The sequence below is a fragment of the Collinsella sp. MSK.8.10 genome (assembly GCF_019041915.1).
Taxonomy (GTDB): Bacteria; Actinomycetota; Coriobacteriia; order Coriobacteriales; family Coriobacteriaceae; genus Collinsella.
On sequence record NZ_JAHPYF010000003.1, the window covers coordinates 190,107 to 210,188 of the forward strand.

Sequence of the window (20,082 nt, forward strand, 5' to 3'; positions counted from 1 at the left end):
AACGACATGGGATATTCGATCGTCAACATCCTTGGCGGCCTTCTGATCGTCACGTCCACCATGGTGGTCGTCTCCAAGAACATCAAGCACGCCATCCGCTGGTATGCGGTGCAGTCGCTGGTGCTCGTGGGACTGCTCGCCACGCTCGGTGTCACCACCGGTGCGCTGGAACTGCTTATGTGGGCCGGATCTGCCTTTATCACCAAGGTCGTCCTGGTCCCTTATATCCTTAACCGCGCATATAAGAAGATGGGCGAGCCGAGCGACGCATCGCTCAAGGCCGGTCTTAAGCCCGCGTGGGCCATTTGCATCATCGCCGTCGAGGTCGCGATTTGCTTTGCCGTCGTGACGCAGATCAGCCTGCCCACGGCCGAGGTCGCAACGCCTGCGCTCGCTATTAGCTTCGCTCACTTCTTTGTGGGCCTCACCTGCATCATTTCGCAGCGCAACATCATGAAGCAGATCTTTGGATACTGCCTTATGGAAAACGGCAGCCATGTGACACTCGCGCTTTTGGCCCCCACCGCTCCCGAGATCATCGAGATCGGTATCGCCACCGACGCCATCTTTGCCGTCATCATCATGTCCATCGTCGTGCGTCGCATTTGGGACGACTCCCACTCGCTCGATGCGCGCGACCTGTCCGAGCTGAGGGGGTAGTCCATGGAAACGTTGATTCTCGCCCTGCTCGCGACTCCTTTGGTGTTCTCGCTGGTCATGGCATTTTTGCCCAAGAACACGTCCTATAACGTGTTTGCCGGTCTCAACCTGGTCTCCGTCGCAGCCGTCTTGGTGCTGTCGATTATGACGGCCGGTGACGTCCTTATGAGCGGCGACACCGCGAGCGCTCTTGGCCTGTGGTTTCACCTCGATTCGCTGGGCGCCATCTTTGTGCTGCTCATCGGCTTTATCGGTTTTCTTACGGGGCTGTTCTCGCTGCCCTATGTAAAGGCCGATATCGAGGAGGGCTCCATGCCCGCCGAGCGCGCCAAGCAGTATTTTGCGCTGTTTAGCCTGTTCGTGTTCACTATGCTGCTCGCGTGTCTGTCCAACAACATGATCCTCACGTGGGCCGCCGTGGAGGCAACCACGCTTTCCACCGTGTTCCTCGTGGGTATCTACAAGAACAAGACGGCCCTCGAGGCTTCTTGGAAGTATGCGATGGTCTGCACCGCCGGCGTGGCCTTTGGCCTGTTCGGTACGCTGCTGATCTACGCCAACGCCGCCGACGTGATTCCCAACGCTCACGAGGCCGCGTTCCTGTCGTGCGTGCTGCCGTATGCCGACCAGTTCGACCCGACGCTCATGCGCCTCGCCTTTGCGTTTATCGTGATCGGCTTTGGCACCAAGGCCGGCCTGTTCCCCATGCACACTTGGCTGCCCGATGCCCACTCCCAGGCCCCGAGCCCTGTCTCGGCCCTACTCTCGGGCGTGCTGCTTAAGTGCGCCATGCTTGTGATCATGCGCTTCTACGGCTTTACCATCCAGGCCGTGGGCGCCGAGTATCCGCAACTTTTGCTGCTGATCGTCGGCACGCTGTCCATTTTGGTGGCGGCACTTTCGATGTTCCGCCAGGACGACCTCAAGCGCCGCTTTGCGTACTCGTCTGTGGAGAACGTGGGCGTTATCGCCCTGTGCCTGGGTATCGGTGGCCCGCTGGGTATCGCCGCGGCCCTGCTGCACTGCGTGTTCCACGGCTTTACCAAGACGCTTGCCTTCTGCGTGTCCGGCAACATTCAGCACGCCTTTGGCACGCGTAGCCTGGCTAAGATCCAGGGTGTCGTCGAGGTTGCCCCCGCAACCGCCGCGCTCGCCGTCCTGGCGCTGCTCGGTCTTGGTGCCTTCCCGCCCTTTGGCATGTTTATCTCCGAGTTCCTGACTTTTGTCGCCGGTGTTACCGCCGGTCCCATGTGGCTGGTCGTCGTGGTCGCCCTCGGTCTTACCGTGGCCATCTCCGCGCTCACCCGCATCGCACTCAAGTCGGTATTCGGCCATGCGCCCCAGGGCATGGATAAGCATGAGGCCCCGGCGCTCATGCTTATCCCCGAAATCATCCTGGCTGTCATGATCTTGTGGTTTGGCATCGCCACCCCGCTGCCTCTCGTGCACGGTGTGGAGACCGCGACCGGCATTGTGCTCGAGCAGAGCACCGAGGAACTTCACGCGACGCCGATGTACCGCGCTGTGTTCGGTACCGAGACCGCTCAGAGCGAGGTGGAGTAACGAATGATTGAAACTGAGAACAAGGTGTATGCCCGTCGCTGCGAGAGTCATGTCGAGGCCCTGCGCCGCGCCGTTCCGGGCTGCATCGAGAAGGTCGAGTGGCAGTGCGAGGACCAGCTGACGATCACCGTCAAGCAGGACAAGCTGCCCGAGGCCGTCCACTACCTGTATTACGAGCGCTACGGCTGGATTCCCGTGATCATCGGCAACGACGAGCGCAGTCTGTGCGGTCGCTACGCCGTGTACTACGTCATCTCCATGGAGGGGGAGGACCCCGGCTGGGTGACCGTGCGCACCGAGGTCGATCCCGCCAAGATGACGTTCCCGTCCGTGACGCCGTTCGTCCCCGCCTGCGTGTGGGGCGAGCGCGAGCTGCGCGACATGTTCGGCCTGATTCCCGAGGGTCTGCCCGACCGCCGTCGCCTGGTGCTTCCCGACGATTGGCCCAGCGGGCTGTACCCGTTGCGCAAGGATTCGATGGATTACCGTTTCCGCCCCGCCCCCGCGAGCGACATGGAAAACTACGAATTCCTGGCCGACACCAAGGGCAAGGAGACCACGCTCGTCCCCATGGGACCGCTGCACATCACCTCCGACGAGCCCGGCCACTTCCGCCTGTTCGTGGAGGGCGAGACGATCGTCGACGCCGACTACCGCCTGTTCTACGTGCATCGCGGTATGGAGAAGGTCGCCGAGACGCGCCTGAACTATGACGCCGTGACGTTCCTTGCCGACCGTATCTGCGGTATTTGCGGCTGCGCCCACTCGGTGGCCTACGCCGAGGCTGTCGAGCGCGCCCAGGGCATTCACGTCCCGCCGCGCGCGCAGTACATCCGCGCCATCATGCTCGAGGTCGAGCGCCTGCACTCGCACCTGCTCAACATTGGCCTCGCATCGCACTACACCGGCTTCGATTCCGGCTTCCAGCAGTTCTTCCGCGTTCGCGAGAAGTCCATGGACCTGGCCGAGAAACTCAGCGGTCACCGCAAGACCTATGGCCTCAATGTGATCGGTGGCGTGCGTCGCGACATCTTGGCCGAGCAGAAGCTCTCCACGCTCACGACCATCCACCAGCTGCGCTCCGAGGTCCAGGAGCTCGTCGACGTTTTGCTCTCCACGCCCAACTTTATTGAGCGCACGAGCGGCATCGGCATTCTCGATCGTAAGATCGCCCGCGACTTTTCGCCGGTCGGCCCGCTCATGCGTGGCTCGGGCTATGCCCGCGACGTGCGCTTTGACCATCCCTTCGACGGCTACGCCGATCCGGACGTCCAAAAGATGCACGCTGCTACGGCCGACACCTGCGATGCCTTCGGCCGTACCGCCGTCCGCATCCAGGAGGTCTACGATTCGATCGACATGATCGAGACCATGCTCGAGAACTGCCCGTCGGGTCCCATCCTCACCACGGATTGGGAGTACACCCCGCACAAGTACGCCATCGGCGCTACCGAGGCTCCGCGCGGCGAGGACGTGCACTGGGCCATGCTCGGCAACAACCAGAAGTGCTACCGCTGGCGCGCCAAGGCCGCCACGTACAGCAACTGGCCGGTCCTGCGCTACATGTTCCGCGGCAACACCGTGGGCGATGCGGCGCTGATCGTTGGCTCGCTCGACCCGTGCTACTCCTGCACCGACCGCGTGACGGTGACCGATGTCGCCGCCAAGCGCGACCACGTGCTCGACAAGGAGCAGTTCGAGAACGTCTGGCGCGACAAGTCGCCGCTTGCGGGCGAGGGCACCATGGCCGCTCCGCTCGATGAGGAGGCGCTCTAATATGCTGAAGCTTTGGAAGGTCAACGCCAAGGCCGGCGACGCGACGGTCAAGTACCCGTTTGCGCCGTTCCCCACCAACAAGGACATGCGCGGCAAGCCCGAGCACAACGCCGAGCTCTGCATCGCCTGCGGTGCCTGCGGCGTGGCGTGCCCGGCCGATGCCATTCGTATGGACACCGACCTTGCGGCCGATACCATCACCTGGTCGATCGACTACGGCCGCTGCATCTTCTGCGGCCGCTGCGAGGAGGCCTGCCCCATGGAGGCCATCAAGCTCACCGAGGAGTTTGAGCTGGCCGTCATGAGCAAGGACGACCTCACCAGCAAGAGCGTCTATACGCTCGAGCACTGCTCGCGTTGCGGCAAGCCGTTTGCCCCGCACAAGGAGATCGACTACGCCAAGCGCCTGCTGCAAAAGGCCGGTGGCATGGAGGCCGAGCAGGCCGCCCGTACCGTCGGTATGTGCCAGGAGTGCAAGCGCGAGCTCGACGCCCTGCGCGCCGCCTCGGCCGTAAAGACCGGCAACGCGCGCGGCATGGCTGCCAACGAGACGCTTGCGTCCGGTGAGCCCCAGGGCCCCGGCATGGAGTATCTGGGCGGCCACGGTGTGAACCCGGAGTATGTCGACCGCGAGCTCAACCCCGATGCGCCCGAGATTCCCGCCGGTCCTGCGCCGGTCGAGGGCATCATCATGGATTTTGATACGAAGGAGGAGTAACCATGGCCGAACCCACGCTTTTGCCCGAGCGGCTTCAGTACCGCCCGACCAAGATCGAGCTCGACGAGAGCATCGAGAAGGCCAAGGCGACCCTTCTTAAGAAGATCAAGCGCTCGGTGTACGTCTACCGTGTTGACTGCGGCGGCTGCAACGGCTGCGAGATTGAGATCTTCGGTTCCATCACGCCCGTCTTCGACGTCGAGCGCTTTGGCATCAAGGTCGTGCCCTCGCCCCGCCACGCCGATGTGCTGCTGTACACCGGTGCCGTGACGCGTGCCATGCGCATGCCGGCCCTGCGCGCCTTTGAGGCCGCACCCGATCCCAAGATCGTGGTGTCCTATGGCGCGTGCGGCTGCACCGGTGGCATCTTCTACGACAACTACTGCGTCTGGGGCGGCACGGACAAGATTCTGCCGGTCGATGTCTACATCCCCGGCTGCCCGCCCAGCCCCGCGCAGACCGTCTACGGCTTTGCCATGGCGCTCGGTCTGCTGGACCAAAAGCTCCATGCCGAGACCACGGTGGAGGCCGCCGGCGAGCAGGCCGATATCCTGCACCCCGGCGTGCCGTACAAGCTGCGCGTTGCCATCGAGCGCGAAGCTCGCGCCATGAGCGGCTACCGTTACGGCCGCGACCTGGCCAACGAGTTTATGGATACGCTCGAGGGCGCGCCCAAGGGCGATATCCGCGGTGCCATGGCGCTGCTCATCGACAAGCAGGACGATCCTCGCCGCGTTGAGGTCTACTCGGCGCTGCAGGATTTGGTGCTGGCCGGAGGTCGCTAGATGGAGCTCACGGACCGCTCTGGTTACTTTGCGGGCCCCGGCATGCTCGGCGGCTCTTTTGGCGATGCCTCGCGCGCAAGCGACGAGGCTGCCGAGGGCGTCGCCGACCCCTGCCTGGGCCATGCGCCCGACCAGGTGGTCTTCTACGAGCTCACGCGTAAGTTTGTGGAGACCGAGGAAGATGTTCCCCAGGAGGCCTGCGACGTGCTGTACTACACGCTCGCCGTGGGCCACCACACCGGCGTGCTCGACTGCTTTGAGCCGCGCCTGTCGGTGCCGGTTGATGTGTTCTATTCGCTCGTCGACGCGTTGCCGGAGGGGGAGGCCAAGACCAAGTTCGAGGCCATCCGCTCCTTTGGTGAGTGCCAGCTCGACAAGGCGGCGGTGCCGTCGCTGCTCGAGGCCTGCGACGCGTTGCTCGACGTGCGCGGTTTTCGCGGGTCGGCCAAGGCCGGTATCTCGGTGTTCGACGATGACTTTGGCCTACATGCCCAGCAGGTCGCGTTTCTGATGAAGTTTCGCGATCTGGTGGAGCGCGTGCGCGATGTGTCGGGCGTGTATCTGACGGGGAGGTTGCAGTAATGGGTCGCGTTGTGGATGGCCGCGTGTGCGGTGCGCCCTTTGCGGGCATTGTGCTCACGGCGGGAAGCGTGCTGCGCGCCGACGATGCCGCCGGCCCCGTGCTCTCCAAAAAGATGGAGGACGCACCCATCGCCGGCTGGTACACCATCGACGGCGGCCAAACGCCCGAGGACGACATCATCGAGGTCAAGCGCGAGCGTCCGCCGCGTCTGGTCTTGGTCGATGCCGCCGACATGGCGCTGCCCGTCGGGTCCATCCGTCTGCTCGACAAACGCGATGTGGCCCGCAAGTCGATGTTCACCACGCACTCGCTTCCTTTGTCGATTCTGATCGAAGAGATTGAGCAATCGTGTGATGATATCGTCTTCGTCGGGATTCAGCCGGGCGACACGGAGTTCTACAACCCCATGTCCCCGGAAGTCTTTGACGCCGTCGACGCCGTGTACGACGCTGTGGTCGCCAACGACTTTTCCCACTTTGTCCGCTTGGGGCAAGAGCAGTAGGAGCACTTGTTCCATTTTGTTAGGAAAGAAGTGATTGACATGGCAGATTCCAAGGTGGAGTATCCCGCTCCCGATTGCCTGGCGCCCGCCGCGATCGAGGCCAAGACCGAGGCCGCCGGTGTGACCAAGGCCAACCTGCCGGTCGCTAAGGCCTTTCTGTTGGCAATGTTCGCCGGTGCGTTCATCGCCTTCGGCGGCCTGTTCTTTACGGTGTTCTTGAGCGATAGCACGCTCGGCTGGGGCGCCCAGCGCGTCGTGGGCGGCCTGTGCTTTTGCCTGGGCCTGGTGCTCGTGCTGGTGTGCGGCGCCGAGCTGTTTACCGGTAATTCGCTTATGGTCTGCGCGCTCAAGAGTAAAAAGATCACCCTGGCCCAGATGCTCAAGGCTTGGGTCGTCGTATGGGTCGGTAACTTTGTCGGTGCCCTGTTCATCGTCTTTTTGGTGTACATGGCCGGCATTTACAAGCTCAACGGCGAGGCGGTCGCCAATTCCATGGTGAGCGTCGCCGCCGGCAAGGTGACCATCGACTGGGTGACGATCTTCTTCCGCGGCATCCTGTGCAACATCTTTGTGTGCCTGGCCGTGTGGATCGGTACCGCCGGCAAGACCGTGGTCGATAAGGTTGTGGGCATTCTGCTGCCGATCGCTGCCTTTGTGGCCTGCGGTTTTGAGCACTGCGTTGCCAACATGTACTTTTTGCCCATGGGTGCCGTGATGCACGCGTGCGGCTATGGTGCCGACGTCGCCGGTGCCGATGCGCTCAACGCTGCGGGCATTGCGTTTAACCTGTCCGCTGCCACGCTGGGCAACATCGTGGGCGGCGCGGTTCTGGTCGCGCTTGGCTACTGGTTTATCTACGCCAAGAAGTCCGAGGCGTAAGGTATCGTCTGTTTGACGTTGGGCCTCCCGCGGGGCGTTGCCGTGCGGGAGGCTTTTTGGGTCTGGGGCCCGTTGCCGGGCTTTTGGCCTCTTGTGTTTGGCTGATGAAAGGGGTAATCGAGATGGCATCTGCTGTGAAGCGTGACGGTCGCACCGTGGTGACCACATGCGGGGGATGCTATGCCGATTGCGCCTTTACGGCACGCGTTGAGGACGGTCGCGTGGTGGCCGAGTTGCCGGTGCCAGGGCATCCGTGCGCGGCGCGTGCCCTGTGCGCCCGCGGACGGCATCGCCTGGCAATGCCGTTTGACGAGCGCGACCGCATCGTGCACCCCATGCGTCGACGAGCTGATGGCTCGGGGTTCGATGCGATTTCGTGGGACGAGGCGTTCGCGCAGATCGCTGCGCGCCTTGGGGGGATTGTTGACGGACATGGTCCGTGCGCGCTGGGCATGACGCTCGGCGTGCCCTCGTTCGACCGTTACTGGGCGTATCGCTTTATGCATGCGCTTGGTTCGCCCAACGTGTACGGTGCCGACGGCGCCTGCGAGGTAAGCCGACTTACCGGTTGGGAGCACAGCTTGGGCTATAGTCCCGCTTCCGACCTGGCGCATACCGATTGCATCATGTACCTGGGGCGTTCTATTGTCGATTCGTCGACGATGGGGGCCGTTGATGCGCTCAACGATGCCCGTCGCCGTGGGGCGAAGATTATCGTGGTCGACCCCCGGCGCAGCGGCTCGGCTGCGCTTGCCGACCGCTGGCTGCGCGTGCGCCCCGGCTGCGACCTGGCCTTGCTGCTGGGCATTGCGCATGTGCTCATTGCCGAGGGCCTGTATGACCACGAGTTCGTGACCCGCTATACCACGGGTTTTGACGAGCTGGCGCAGGCGGCTGCTGCCTGGACGCCCGAGTGGGCTGAGTCGATGTGCGACGTGCCAGCGGACGACATCCGCGCGACTGCGCGCGATCTCGCTGCCGCCGCGCCTGCCGCTGTGGTGGATGCGGGCTTTCATGGTGGCATCGGTATCGCGTATGCCAATAGCACCCAGACCGCGCGCGCTATCTGCTTGGTTGATGTGCTGCTGGGCTGTATCGGGCATGCGGGCGGCGCGCTCAATCCGTCCACGCCGCTTGTGTTGGGCGACCTCGACCCCACGCGCTTTGCGACGCCGCCGGTGCCGCGTGGGCCCAAGCTGGGGTCCGAGCGCTATCCACTGGTCGATCCGGTGCGCGGCCTGTGCACGACCATCGGTCAGTCGATTCTTGCCGGCGATTTGCGTGGGCTCATTGTCTATGCCAGTAACCCCGGTGCGGGCTATGGCAATGCACAGGCTTGGTTGAGTATTTTGCAGCAGCTCGACTTGCTCGTGACGATTGATATTCGCTGGTCCGAGACAGCGCGTGCTTCTGACTTCGTGCTGCCCGACGTGACGTATCTGGAGGCTGACCGCGGCGTGGGAACGGTGACAGGCGCCAACGATTCGCGCGTGTTCTACCGCAACGCCGTGCTGCCTGTGCAGCATGACGACACACGTCCCGGTCGGGAGATTTTTGCCGGTCTGGCGCAGGCGTGTGGCGTGGGTGAGTACTTCCAGTTTACGTCTGACGATCTGGCGGCTGCCCAGGTGGCGCCTTTTGGGATCAATCTGGACGAGCTCAAGGAACGCGGCTGGGCCGACACGGGTGTTGCGTTGCCGTCGCGTACGGGCGAGCCGGCGATTCCCTTGGATGGCGGCAAAATTGCGCTGGCAAGCGACGTATGGGAACGAGCCGGCCTGGGTCGTGTGCCCAACTGGATCGCTCCCATGGTGGAGCCCGGCCCGGGGATGTTTCGCCTCATTAGCGGCAACCGTCCCTTTGAGTCGCATACCTCGCGAAGGCTTGCGGCCCAAGGTGCCGCCGAGGCTGGGTCGGACCTGGATGCCGTGCAGATGAATGCCGATGCTGCTGCGCACATGGGCATCGCCGACGGCGAGATCGTCGAACTCGTGAGCGATATGGGCCGCGACCGCGTGCGCGTGGAGACGACGCCGTATCTGCATCCGGCGTGCATCTTCACCTCGGCCGCTCCCGGCGGGCGTTCGTTTGGCGCCGATGCCGGTGGCGCTCAAGCCTTGGGCGTGGGTCCGCTCGACCATACGCCGTTGCGTTGGGACCCGTTGACGGGCGCTGCGCTCACCCAGGAAAACGCCGTTCGCGTGGAAAAGATCGCGGCGCGCGAGGATAATAGCGATTGATTGACTCAGCCGATCGAATTGGCTGATAGTTTGACGTTCGAACGATTGATTCACCTTTGGTTTTGAAAGGCCGCACATGAGCGATAGCCAGAACATGTCCGATGAGGTGCGCGCCCGCCTGCGCGCCATTCCCTCCGTCAACGAGCTGCTCGCCGAGTGGCCGGTAGTGAAGGCGGCGGGGGAGACCTGCGACGCGGTGGTGCATGCCGCCGTCACGGCCGAGCTCGATGAGGAGCGCGCCGCCATACGCGCCGGTGCCGCCCCGCGCTCTAAGCGCGACCTGGCCTCGGCGATCGAGTGGCGTGCGCATCGATCCGCACTGCCGAGCCTGCGTCCTGCCGTCAACGCCACGGGTGTTGTTATCCATACCAATCTGGGCCGCGCCCCGCTCGCGGAGTCGGCGGCAAAGGCCGTGGCCGAGGTCGCGCGCGGCTACAGCACGCTCGAGTACAGCGTGGACACCTGCTCGCGCGGGTCGCGCAAGGAACATGCCGCGCAGCTCATCCGCTCGCTTACCGGAGCCGAGGACGCGCTGGTCGTTAACAATAACGCCGCCGCGGTGCTGCTGGTGCTGGCGACCCATGCCGCAGGCAAGGAGGTCATCGTCAGCCGCGGCGAGCTTGTCGAGATCGGCGGCAGCTTCCGCATCCCCGATGTCATGGCGGCTTCGGGCGCCAAACTCGTCGAGGTCGGCGCCACCAACCGCACGCATTTGAGCGACTACGAGCGCGCCATCACGCCCGATACGGCGATGATCCTTAAGGTTCATCCTTCCAACTATCGCATCGAGGGTTTTCACGAGGAGGTGGGCTCTCGGGAGCTTGCCACCCTGGCCCACAAGCATGGTCTGCTGTTCTACGAGGACCAGGGCTCGGGCGCGCTGTTGCCCGACGACATCTTGGTGCGCGGCGGCGAAGAAACCACGCCGGCTTCGGTTTCGGCAGGGCTCGATTTGGTGTCGTGCTCGGGCGATAAGCTGCTCGGTGCCGCACAGGCGGGCATTATCATGGGCCGTCGCGATTTGGTCCAGGCCTGCGGGTCGCATCCGCTTATGCGTGCCCTGCGCCCGGGCAAGTTGGCGCTCACGGCGCTCGAGGCCACGCTGCGTATCTACATGGATGGCGCCGATGTTGCCCATCGCGATATTCCGGTGCTCAGCATGCTTACGCTGCCGCAGGCCCATTTGGAGCGACGTGCCCACAAGCTGCGCGATCGTATGGTCGCCGGGCTCGATAAGGCCGGTTGCCCGTGCGCTGTTGCGTTGGAGATTGTCGAGGAGTCCTCGACGCCCGGTGGCGGTTCGCTGCCTACCGTGGAGCTGCCCACGATGTGCGTTGCCGTGCGTCTTGTTGACGAGCGCCTGACGGTCGACGCGCTCAAGCGCTCGCTTGTCCAGGACTTCGATACGCCGGTCGTCACGCGAACCTCGCATGATCGCATTTTGTTTGACGTCCGTACGCTTGTGGGCGACCGCGATATCGAGACGGCTGCATCGACGCTCGTCGCGTGCGTTGAGAAGGCGATTGCTCGATGAGTGAGGTTCAGGCGCTGGTGGAGTGTCCCGTTATCGTTGGCACGGCGGGCCATGTCGACCACGGTAAGTCGGCGCTCATCGAGGCGCTGACGGGTAAAAACCCCGACCGTCTGGAGGTTGAGCGCCGTCGCGGCATGACCGTTGAGCTTGGCTTTGGCGAGCTGGCGCTGCCGAGTGGCAAGATCGTCGGCCTGGTCGACGTGCCGGGCCACGCGCATTACTTGCGCGCCATGGTGCAGGGCGCCACGGGTATCGACGTTGCCGTGCTGGTGGTTTCGGCCGTCGAGGGCGTGATGCCGCAGACCCGCGAGCACGTGCATGTGCTGGAGCTGCTGGGCGTCACACACATGGTGGTCGTGCTGACGATGTGCGACCTGGCCGATGCCGAGATGACCGAGCTTGCCGAGCTCGATGTCGATGACTTTTTGTTGGGTACTGTGTTTGCCAACGCGCCGATTGTGCCCGTGTCGTCCAAGACCGGCGCGGGAATCGATGACCTGCTGGCTGCGCTCGACGAGCAGGTTGCCGCTTGCTGGGATGCCTGCCGTGCCCGTGCCGAGATCACCGATGCCGCACCGCGTCTGCCCATCGACCGCTGCTTTACGATCAAGGGCGCCGGTACCGTGGTGACGGGAACGTTGCACGATGCGCCCGTCGCGGTGGGTGACGAGCTCGTCGCGCTGCCGTCGCGTACGGTCTGTCGCGTGCGCGGGATTCAGGTGCATGGCGATACGCCGCGGGCGTTGCCCGGTCAGCGTGTGGCGCTCAACTTGGTGGGCGATGCCGTCGCCGCGCTCGATCGCGGAGAGATGCTCGGCGTGCAGGGCCGCTTTGGCCAGACGATGCGCTTTATGATGGCGTTTACGTATTTGGGTCGCGAGGGCGCCAAGCCGCGCGTGCTCGAGTCGGGCACGCGTGTGCATGTGATGGCCGGCACGGCCGAGGTCGTCGGCCGCATCATGCTTTTGGAGGGCGAGGCCCCCATGGCGGTGGGCGAGACCCGTACCGTGCAGGTGCGCCTGGAGGAGCCGCTGCCGCTGCGCGCCGGAGACCATGCCGTGGTGCTGTCGTATTCGCCCGTTATGCTCATCGGCGGCGGGCGCGTGCTGCTATCGCGCTGCCGTCGCTCGCGCGAGCTTTCTGCCGGCGAGCACGCACTGTTTGCGGCGCTTGAGTCCGGTGATATCGCGGGCGGTGTGGGCGCTTGGCTGGCGCTGCAGATGCTGCCGGTTACGGCGGTTGATGTTGCCGAGGCTTTGGATCTTGGTGTCGGCGAGGCCGATGCCGCACTGCGCGGGTTGGTGGCGCAGGGCTCCGTTCGCAAGCTTGCCGTGGGTGATGCGGACCTCTTGGCGGACACCGTGGTGCTCGACGCTGCGATGGATTCACTGGCGGCGACCCTGTCAGCCATGCACGCGGCGGCTCCCAAGGAGACGGGCTTTACGCCCGGCGCCGTTGCCCATGCTGCGTGGCCTGCCGCTGATGAAGACGTTGCCGCGGCTCTGATTGCCGAGGGCTGCTCACGTGGCATATGCGCCGCCGAGGGCGCCGAGGTATTCGATCCGCATTCGTCCGCCGCGGCGGCACGCGTGGTGCGAGAGGCTTGCGAGCGGATCGTCGCGCTGCTTGACGAGGCCGGCCTCGATGCGCCGACGTTGCCCGAGGTGGGTGAGCAGTTGCAGCTCGATCGCGACGTTATGACGCGAGCCCTGCGCGAGCTTTCGCTCAACCGTTCCATCGTGAAGGTCGAGCGCGACGTTGCCTTGTCTGCTGCCGCCGAGGCCCATGCGCGCGAGCTTGTCGCCGCCGCCATCGAGGCAGCCGGCGGCGCTGCCACCACGAGCGTGCTGCGCGAGGCGCTGGGTGTGTCGCGCAAACGTGCCATCAGCATCTTGGAACACCTGGATGCCGTGCGCTTTACGGTGCTCGACAAGGAGGCCGGCGGCCTGCGCTCCTTGCGCTAGATTAGCTGCTCGGTTTGGTAAAATACCGCCGCACTTGGGAACGGATGGGCTCCGGTGGGCTCCGCGGTCCTCAAAACCGTTGCGAGGCGTGCAAAACGTCTTGGATGTGTTCGATTCACATACGTTCCCGCCATACGCTACCAGCGCTTTTGTGCTCGCGGTCTTGCTGCGTGCCGCAAAGGCGCTGTTTTGTTTTTGCACGAGCTTTTCGTAGCGCCGCTATTTCGGCGGCTGTATTTAGCTTCGTGCACCGGGTTTCGAGCATGCCGATGGAGGTGTTTTGCCGTATGACTACCGTAAGACGTGCCGATCTTTCTTGTGTCGTCCAGGCGGGCGGGCTGTCCTCGCGCATGGGCTGCGATAAGGCGCGCATGGCGTTTTGCGGCGAGCCGCTCATCGAGCGCGTGCTGGGTCGGTTGGCGCCAGTTGCCGGTGAGTTGGTCGTGACGACGTCGCGTCCCAGCGAGCTTGCCTACCTTGAGGAGCGCACGTTTGGCGGCCTGGTACCGCGTGTGGTGGCGGACCTTGAAGGGCCGGCGGGCGCCATGCGCGGCATCGCGAGTTCGCTGACTGCGGCCCGGCTGCCTCTCGTTGCTATCGTCGCCTGTGATATGCCGTTTGTCTCTTCGGAGCTAATCGGTGCCCTTGCTGGCTGTGTTGAGGCCGAGGCGCTCGACGTGTGCGTGCCGCGCGAGGAGCGGGGGATTGAGCCGCTTTGCGCCGTCTGGCGCCGTGACGCGTGTGCGCCGGTTGCCCAAGAGCTGCTCTCCTGCGACCGACAGCGCATTCGCTGCCTGATCAGTCGCGTTCAGGCCGGTTATATGGATGAGCCGCAGATCGTTAAGGTCGCAGGCTCGACGCTCTGCTTCGAGAACGTCAATACGCCCGAGGAGTTTGCGGCGGCCGAGTTACTCGCCTAGAGGATTGGAATTGCGATGTCTCACGATATTTGTCCCGACACGGGAGAACCTTGTACTTGCGACGGGTCCGAACCCTGTACCTGCGGTTGCGGTGGCTGCGGACATACCGCGGAAGAGGAGGCGGCCGCCGCGGCGTATCGTGATGCACACCGCGAAGGCCCGTCCGGTGATGCCCTCGACCATGAACGCAAGATCATCGTTTCGTTCGATAGCACCTTCGATGTGATGGAATGCGAACAGCTGTGTCTTGCCGCCGGTGTGCCCGGGCGCATCATGCCGCTGCCCGGCTCCATTACCGCCGGCTGCGGGCTGTGCTGGGCCATGCCGTTCTCGGGCGATGCCCTCGCCGCCTTCCGCGCCGCCACCGAGGGCCGCGTAACCCCCGCCGACTACCACCAACTCATCCTCTAACCACCAAAACCACCACAAAGGTGCCTGTCCCCAATGTGGTGGTTTGGAACACGTGGACGAAACAGCTTCGAAACACGCGATTTGTTCGGCAGGTGCTCAAAAACGCTTCTACCTGCATCGTAATCAAAACGAAACATCTGCTTGTCGGCTTATGCGAAACTTTGCTGCAACAGTGCGATATTATCCATACACGATAAAGCTCGCGGCGCATGGGGTGCCGCGACCGACACTTTTCGTTTCCCATCATTGGAGGAAGCATGAGCTACACGCAGAAAGTTCTCGAAGAGCTCAAGGCCCGCTATCCCGAGCAGCCTGAGTTCATCCAGGCCGCGACCGAGATCCTCGGCACCATCCAGCCGGCGCTCGACGCCCATCCCGAGTACGAGGAGGCCGCCCTGCTGGAGCGCCTCGTCGAGCCCGAGCGTATCGTCATGTTCCGTGTTCCCTGGGTCGACGACCAGGGCAAGGTTCAGGTCAATCGCGGTTACCGTGTCGAGTTCAACTCTGCCATTGGACCCTACAAGGGCGGCCTGCGCTTTAACCCGACGGTCACCCTGGGTATGCTCAAGTTCCTGGGTCTGGAGCAGATCCTCAAGAACAGCCTGACCACCCTTCCTATGGGCGGCGGCAAGGGCGGCTCCGACTTTGACCCCAAGGGCAAGTCCAACAACGAGATCATGCACTTCTGCCAGTCCTTCATGACCGAGCTCTATCGCCACATTGGCCCCAACACCGACGTTCCCGCCGGTGACCTGGGCGTTGGCGGCCGCGAGGTTGCCTACCTGTTCGGTCAGTACAAGCGCCTGACCAACGAGTGGACCGGCGTTCTTACCGGCAAGGGCCTTTCCTTTGGCGGCTCGCTCGCCCGTACCGAGGCCACCGGTTACGGTCTGGTTTACTTTGTGGACGAGTACCTCAAGAGCCGCGGCGACTCCTTCGAGGGCAAGAACGTCGTCGTTCATGGCTCCGGCAACGTCGCTATCTACGCCGTCCAGAAGGTCTCCCAGCTCGGCGGCAAGGTGCTGGCCTGCTCCGATACTCACGGCTGGGTCGAGGATCCCGACGGCATCGACTACACTGTGCTCGAGCACGTCTACAACAAGAAGCGCTCTGGCCACGACAAGGGCGTTACGCTCGCTATGTACGTTGACGAGAAGCCCAACGCCGTGTGGCACGAGGGCGACGGCCGTGGCGTTTGGCAGCTGCCCTGCGACATCGCGCTGCCCTGCGCTCGCGAGAACACGCTGCTGCTTGAGGACGCCCAGGCGCTCGTCGCCAACGGCTGCAAGGTGGTCGGCGAGGGCGCGAACATGCCCACGACCATCGAGGCCACGACTTACTTCCAGGAGAACGGCGTTGCCTTTATGCCCGGTAAGGCTGCCAACGCCGGCGGCGTGCTCGTGTCCGGCCTGGAGATGAGCCAGAACGCCGAGCATCTGTCCTGGACCTTCGAGGAGGTCGACGGCAAGCTCGAGCAGCTCATGCGCGGCATGTTCCACAACGTGGACGACACCGCCAAGGAGTACGGCCAGGAGGGCAACTTCGTCATGGGCGCCAACATCGCCGGCTTCCTGAAGGTCGCCGACGCCATGCTCGCCCAGGGCGTCTGCTAAATTTTCGCTTGATATAGCATCGCAGAAGGCTCCCAGTCATCTTGGCTGGGAGCCTTATTTGATTCGCATGCGACGGAGGAAAACGGTTCATTTTGTCCCGACACGAGCTGTGCCCCCTCGTTTGGTACACTTAAAGGTACTGGACAAGTGGAGAGATGGGGGAGAACGTGCTCAAGTTCGGTACCTACGTCCGTGTTGGAAACGCGGCCGAAGCCTATGAGCTCTTGCAGAAAAACCGCAACAACAAGATTGTGGGCGGCGGCATCTGGATGCGCCTGGGTTCGCGTCGTGTGGCGACGGCGATTGACCTTTCGGCCTGTGGACTCGATCAGATCGAGGAGACCGAGACCGAGTTTCGCATCGGTGCCATGTGCACCCTGCGCCAGCTCGAGCGTCATGCCGAGCTCAACGCGCTTGTCAACAATGTCTTTGAGTTTGCCGTCCACGATATCGTGGGCGTCCAGCTGCGCAACACCGCCACGGTGGGCGGCAGCATCTACGGTCGCTTTGGCTTCTCGGACGTGCTCTCGGCGTTCCTGGCACTCGACTCCTATGTTGAGCTGACGGGTGCCGGCCGCGTGCCGCTCGCCGAGTTCGTGGACATGGGCTACGTGCGTGACGTGATCGAGCACGTCGTGGTCGTTAAGCACGACTACCGCGCGAGCTATGAGGCTGTGCGCAAGGCCGCGACCGACTTCCCCTCCTTAAACGTCACCGCCGCCTGGTGGGATAACACCTGGCATGTCACCGTGGGCGCCCGTCCGCTGCGCGCGACCCTGCTGCAGGGCGAGGCATGCGGCTTGGTGAACGAGCAGCCTTCCGAGGATGAGCTGCGTGCCCTTGCCGCATCCGTGCGTGCCCTGAGCTACGGCACTAACCTGTGGGGCTCGGCTGACTACCGCCGCCGCATCTCGGCGCCGCTGGCGATTCAGGCCGTGCGCCGCGCCGCCGGCATCGAGCTTTCGGCTGCGCTTGCCCGCGAGCTCGAGACCGTGCAAGTGCCTAAGTTTGCCACGGACGAGTATTCCTGCCGCCGCGTGCCCGGCGTCGATTCTAGCGAGGTGCGCTAATGGCTGCCAAACTCATCGATCTTTCCTTTACGCTCAACGGCCGCAAGGTCAAGGTTCAGATTGTCCCCGACACCATGCTCTTTTCGCTTTTGCGTGAGCAGGGTTGCGCGTCGGTGCGCTGCGCCTGCGAAACCACCAACTGTGGTCTGTGCACGGTGTGGCTCGACGGCGACCCGGTGCTGAGCTGCTCGGTTCCCGCCGCGCGCGTCGAGGGCCGCTCCGTCACCACGCTCGAGGGCCTCAAAGCCGAGTCCGAGGCACTCGCCCGCGCGATGGCTGCCGAAGGTGCCGAGCAGTGCGGTTTTTGCGCCCCCGGCCTTATCATGAACGTGCTGGCGCTTGCCCGCGCCGCCAAGGAGGATCCGAGCCTCGTCGCTACGCGCGAGGAGCTCTCACGCCAGCTTGCCGGCAACCTCTGCCGTTGCAGCGGCTATGAGAGCCAGCTGCGCGCCATCGTCCGCTTTCTCAACGAGTCCGGCGTGCAAGTGGGCTTTGAGATGCCCGAGCTGCCGGTCAACGACACCAGCTCCGACGGCGTCTCCTACAAGCAGATCACCCACAAGCAGCCCAAGAAGGACTCGAAGGCCCTGCTCGAGGGTCGTCCCGTCTACACGGGCGACCTGGTGCCCGCCGGCGCCCTGATCGTCAAGCTCAAGCGCAGCCCCTATGCCCGCGCCAAGATCCGCTCCATCGATACGTCGCGCGCCCTGAAGGTGCCCGGCGTGGTGGGCGTCTACACCTACGAGGACGTGCCCAAGCGCCGCTTTACCATCGCCGGTCAGAGTTATCCGCAGCCGAGTCCCTACGACCGCCTGATTCTCGAGAACCTCGTGCGTTATCAAAACGAGGAGGTGGCGATCGTCGCCGCCGAGACCGAGGAGGCCGCCGACAAGGCACTCAAGCTCATCAAGATCGATTACGAGGTGCTCGAGCCCCTGCTCGACTTTACCCAGGCACTCGATAGCGACATCGTGGTCCACCCCGAGGGCGACGTGACCTTTATGTTCCCGCAAGGCGGCGACGTTGCTCGCAACCTGGTGTGCAGCGGTACCAGCGATTTTGGCGACCTTGACGAGGCGTTTGCCCAGAGCGACATCGTCTTTGAGCGCACCTACACCAGCCAGGCCACGCAGACCGCGCCCATGGAAACTTTCCGCGCCTTCGCGACGACCGACGCGTTCGGCCGCATCTCGGTGACCACCTCGACGCAGGTGCCCTTCCACGTGCGCCGCATGGTCGCGCAGTCGCTCGACATCCCACAGTCGCAGGTGCAGGTCATTAAGCCGCGCATCGGCGGCGGCTTTGGCTCCAAGCAGACGGGCTGCTGCGAGATCTTCGTGGCGTTCGTCACCCAGCAGACCGGCCGTCCGAGCTACTGCTGCTACACCCGCGAGGAGACCATCACCGCGGGCAACTCGCGCCACCAGATGCAGATGACCGTTAAGCTGGGCGCCATGAACGACGGCACCATCACGGCCATCGATCTGCATACGCTGTCCAACGCCGGCGCGTACGGCGAGCACGCTACCACGACGATTGGCCTTTCGGGCCACAAGAGCCTGCCCATCTACAACCATGTGAAGGCGAGCCGCTTTAGCTGGGACGCCGTCTACACCAATACCAACCGCGGCGGCGCGTATCGCGGCTACGGTGCCACCCAGGGCCAGTTTGCCGTGGAGAGCGCCGTCAACGAGCTTGCCGACATGCTGCACATGGACCCCGCCGACCTGCGCCTTAAGAACATCGTGCGCGAGGGCGAGGTCATGCCGCAGTACTACAACGAGAAGCTCAACGCCTGCGCGCTCGACCGCTGCCTGCTGCGCGCGATGGACATGATCGGCTGGCGCGACAAGCCGCTGGCCGTCGACCTGGGCGATCGCGTGCGTGCCCTGGGCTGTGCGCTCACCATGCAGGGTTCGGGCATTTCCAACGTGGATATCGCCGGCATCGACATGCGCCTGGAAGAGGACGGCTTCATTACCATCGGCACCGGCGCCACCGATAACGGCATGGGCGTCGATACGATTCTGGCGCAGATTGCCGCCGAGGAGCTGGGCGTTGAAAGCTCGCTGATCGTGGTTCGCGGCGTGGACACCGACGTGTCGCCGTTCGACGCCGGCTCGTACGCGAGCTCGGGCACGTACGTGACGGGTCTGGCAGCCAAGAACGCCGCGACCGAGCTGCGCGAGAAGATTTGCGCCAAGGCTGCCCGGATGTGGGACGTGGACGCCGCCGATGTGGTCTTTGATGGTCAGTACGTGCGCCTGTCCGACGAGCGTGCCGCTCGCGAGCAGAACCGCTACCTCACGCTGCGCGACTTTGCCAACCTGTGCGTCAAGAACATCGCGGGTGGCGACGCGCTCACCTCGCACGCCTCTGCCTGCCTGCCCGTTTCGCCTCCGCCGTTTATGGCCGGCATTGCCGAGGTAGAGGTCGACAAGGCCACCGGCAAGGTGACCGTGGTGGACTACGCGGCGGCTGTGGACTGCGGCACCGTGATCAACGAGGCGCTCGCGCGCGTCCAGGCCGAGGGCGGCATTGCCCAGGGTATCGGCCACGCGCTCTACGAGATCGTCGAGCACGACGAACGCGGCCGCCTGCGCACCGGCAACTTTATGAGCTACAAGCTGCCCACGCGCCTGGATATCGGCAGCATTCGCGTGGCCTTTGAGCCGAGCTACGAGCCGACGGGCCCGTTTGGCGCCAAGTCGATCGGCGAGGTCGTCATCAACACGCCGCTCGCCGCCGTTGCCTCGGCCGTGGCACACGCCACCGGCCACCAGGTTCGCTCGCTGCCGATCACGCCCGAGAAGGCCCTGCTGGGGGAGTAGCGGGTCAGCGAATAAGTCGTAATGGGCGGGGCG

At 64.0% G+C, this 20,082-nt stretch carries 16 protein-coding genes and 1 tRNA gene; all 17 read left to right on the forward strand.

All coding sequences use genetic code 11. The features are described 5' to 3' along the window. Window positions 1-6 precede the first annotated feature (6 nt). The 17 genes from hyfE (at window position 7) to KTF55_RS05315 (ending at window position 20,049) form a co-directional block, all read left to right on the forward strand. Entirely contained in the window at window positions 7-660 is a 654-nt protein-coding gene (gene hyfE / locus KTF55_RS05235; protein ID WP_217107805.1) for a hydrogenase 4 membrane subunit, read from the forward strand. Window positions 661-663: 3 nt separating this feature from the next. Beyond that, a complete protein-coding gene (locus tag KTF55_RS05240) occupies window positions 664-2,223 on the forward strand; it encodes a hydrogenase 4 subunit F (protein ID WP_217107806.1) in 1,560 nt (519 codons plus the stop codon). Window positions 2,224-2,226: 3 nt separating this feature from the next. Beyond that, window positions 2,227-3,999, forward strand: coding sequence for an NADH-quinone oxidoreductase subunit C (locus KTF55_RS05245; RefSeq protein WP_022095197.1), 1,773 nt, complete (start codon window positions 2,227-2,229; stop codon window positions 3,997-3,999). Window position 4,000: 1 nt separating this feature from the next. Next, complete coding sequence (locus KTF55_RS05250; protein ID WP_217107807.1) at window positions 4,001-4,717, forward strand: formate hydrogenlyase complex iron-sulfur subunit; 717 nt, start codon at window positions 4,001-4,003, stop codon at window positions 4,715-4,717. Window positions 4,718-4,719: 2 nt separating this feature from the next. Further along, window positions 4,720-5,502, forward strand: a complete 783-nt coding sequence (locus tag KTF55_RS05255; protein ID WP_006234107.1) for an NADH-quinone oxidoreductase subunit B family protein — start codon at window positions 4,720-4,722, stop codon at window positions 5,500-5,502. Next, window positions 5,503-6,084, forward strand: coding sequence for a formate hydrogenlyase maturation HycH family protein (locus tag KTF55_RS05260; RefSeq protein WP_217107808.1), 582 nt, complete (start codon window positions 5,503-5,505; stop codon window positions 6,082-6,084). Further along, complete coding sequence (hycI, locus tag KTF55_RS05265; RefSeq protein WP_217107809.1) at window positions 6,084-6,587, forward strand: hydrogenase maturation peptidase HycI; 504 nt, start codon at window positions 6,084-6,086, stop codon at window positions 6,585-6,587. The genes KTF55_RS05260 and hycI overlap by 1 nt, the downstream gene beginning before the upstream one ends. 39 nt (window positions 6,588-6,626) lie before the next feature. After that, window positions 6,627-7,466: a formate/nitrite transporter family protein gene (locus KTF55_RS05270; RefSeq protein WP_124786287.1), complete on the forward strand. Its 840-nt coding sequence runs from the start codon at window positions 6,627-6,629 to the stop codon at window positions 7,464-7,466. A 122-nt stretch (window positions 7,467-7,588) separates the two neighbouring features. After that, a complete protein-coding gene (locus tag KTF55_RS05275) occupies window positions 7,589-9,706 on the forward strand; it encodes a molybdopterin-dependent oxidoreductase (RefSeq protein WP_217107810.1) in 2,118 nt (705 codons plus the stop codon). 76 nt (window positions 9,707-9,782) lie between these two features. Continuing rightward, the gene (gene selA / locus KTF55_RS05280) at window positions 9,783-11,240 is read left to right on the forward strand and encodes an L-seryl-tRNA(Sec) selenium transferase (RefSeq protein WP_217107811.1); all 1,458 of its coding nucleotides are present in this window, start codon (window positions 9,783-9,785) and stop codon (window positions 11,238-11,240) included. Next, window positions 11,237-13,204 carry a selenocysteine-specific translation elongation factor gene (gene selB / locus KTF55_RS05285; RefSeq protein ID WP_217107812.1) on the forward strand — a complete coding sequence of 656 codons (1,968 nt, stop codon included), beginning with the start codon at window positions 11,237-11,239 and terminating at the stop codon, window positions 13,202-13,204. Before selA ends, selB begins: the two co-directional genes overlap by 4 nt. 36 nt (window positions 13,205-13,240) lie before the next feature. Continuing rightward, window positions 13,241-13,337, forward strand: a tRNA-Sec gene (locus KTF55_RS05290). Window positions 13,338-13,491: 154 nt separating this feature from the next. Beyond that, window positions 13,492-14,124, forward strand: coding sequence for a molybdenum cofactor guanylyltransferase (locus KTF55_RS05295; protein ID WP_217107813.1), 633 nt, complete (start codon window positions 13,492-13,494; stop codon window positions 14,122-14,124). A gap of 15 nt (window positions 14,125-14,139) precedes the next feature. Further along, a complete protein-coding gene (locus KTF55_RS05300; RefSeq protein WP_217107814.1) occupies window positions 14,140-14,535 on the forward strand; it encodes a DUF3343 domain-containing protein in 396 nt (131 codons plus the stop codon). 257 nt (window positions 14,536-14,792) lie between these two features. Then, on the forward strand, window positions 14,793-16,148 hold the full coding sequence (gene gdhA / locus KTF55_RS05305; protein WP_195239674.1) for an NADP-specific glutamate dehydrogenase: 1,356 nt from the start codon (window positions 14,793-14,795) through the stop codon (window positions 16,146-16,148). 155 nt (window positions 16,149-16,303) lie between these two features. Continuing rightward, window positions 16,304-17,218 carry a xanthine dehydrogenase family protein subunit M gene (locus tag KTF55_RS05310; protein WP_217107815.1) on the forward strand — a complete coding sequence of 305 codons (915 nt, stop codon included), beginning with the start codon at window positions 16,304-16,306 and terminating at the stop codon, window positions 17,216-17,218. Then, window positions 17,218-20,049 (forward strand): molybdopterin cofactor-binding domain-containing protein, encoded by a 2,832-nt coding sequence (locus tag KTF55_RS05315; RefSeq protein ID WP_217108533.1) that lies wholly within the window; start codon window positions 17,218-17,220, stop codon window positions 20,047-20,049. The genes KTF55_RS05310 and KTF55_RS05315 overlap by 1 nt, the downstream gene beginning before the upstream one ends. Window positions 20,050-20,082: the final 33 nt, after the last annotated feature.

Bases quoted from the DNA above. Each gene is read 5' to 3' on its own strand.
- selA (WP_217107811.1), top strand. From the start codon at position 9,783: ATGAGCGATAGCCAGAACATGTCCGATGAGGTGCGCGCCCGCCTGCGC.
- KTF55_RS05270 (WP_124786287.1), top strand. From the start codon at position 6,627: ATGGCAGATTCCAAGGTGGAGTATCCCGCTCCCGATTGCCTGGCGCCC.
- KTF55_RS05255 (WP_006234107.1), top strand. From the start codon at position 4,720: ATGGCCGAACCCACGCTTTTGCCCGAGCGGCTTCAGTACCGCCCGACC.
- hycI (WP_217107809.1), top strand. From the start codon at position 6,084: ATGGGTCGCGTTGTGGATGGCCGCGTGTGCGGTGCGCCCTTTGCGGGC.
- KTF55_RS05260 (WP_217107808.1), top strand. From the start codon at position 5,503: ATGGAGCTCACGGACCGCTCTGGTTACTTTGCGGGCCCCGGCATGCTC.
- hyfE (WP_217107805.1), top strand. From the start codon at position 7: ATGGGATATTCGATCGTCAACATCCTTGGCGGCCTTCTGATCGTCACG.
- KTF55_RS05250 (WP_217107807.1), top strand. From the start codon at position 4,001: ATGCTGAAGCTTTGGAAGGTCAACGCCAAGGCCGGCGACGCGACGGTC.
- KTF55_RS05300 (WP_217107814.1), top strand. From the start codon at position 14,140: ATGTCTCACGATATTTGTCCCGACACGGGAGAACCTTGTACTTGCGAC.
- KTF55_RS05315 (WP_217108533.1), top strand. From the start codon at position 17,218: ATGGCTGCCAAACTCATCGATCTTTCCTTTACGCTCAACGGCCGCAAG.
- KTF55_RS05240 (WP_217107806.1), top strand. From the start codon at position 664: ATGGAAACGTTGATTCTCGCCCTGCTCGCGACTCCTTTGGTGTTCTCG.
- KTF55_RS05310 (WP_217107815.1), top strand. From the start codon at position 16,304: ATGGGGGAGAACGTGCTCAAGTTCGGTACCTACGTCCGTGTTGGAAAC.
- KTF55_RS05275 (WP_217107810.1), top strand. From the start codon at position 7,589: ATGGCATCTGCTGTGAAGCGTGACGGTCGCACCGTGGTGACCACATGC.
- KTF55_RS05245 (WP_022095197.1), top strand. From the start codon at position 2,227: ATGATTGAAACTGAGAACAAGGTGTATGCCCGTCGCTGCGAGAGTCAT.
- selB (WP_217107812.1), top strand. From the start codon at position 11,237: ATGAGTGAGGTTCAGGCGCTGGTGGAGTGTCCCGTTATCGTTGGCACG.
- KTF55_RS05295 (WP_217107813.1), top strand. From the start codon at position 13,492: ATGACTACCGTAAGACGTGCCGATCTTTCTTGTGTCGTCCAGGCGGGC.
- gdhA (WP_195239674.1), top strand. From the start codon at position 14,793: ATGAGCTACACGCAGAAAGTTCTCGAAGAGCTCAAGGCCCGCTATCCC.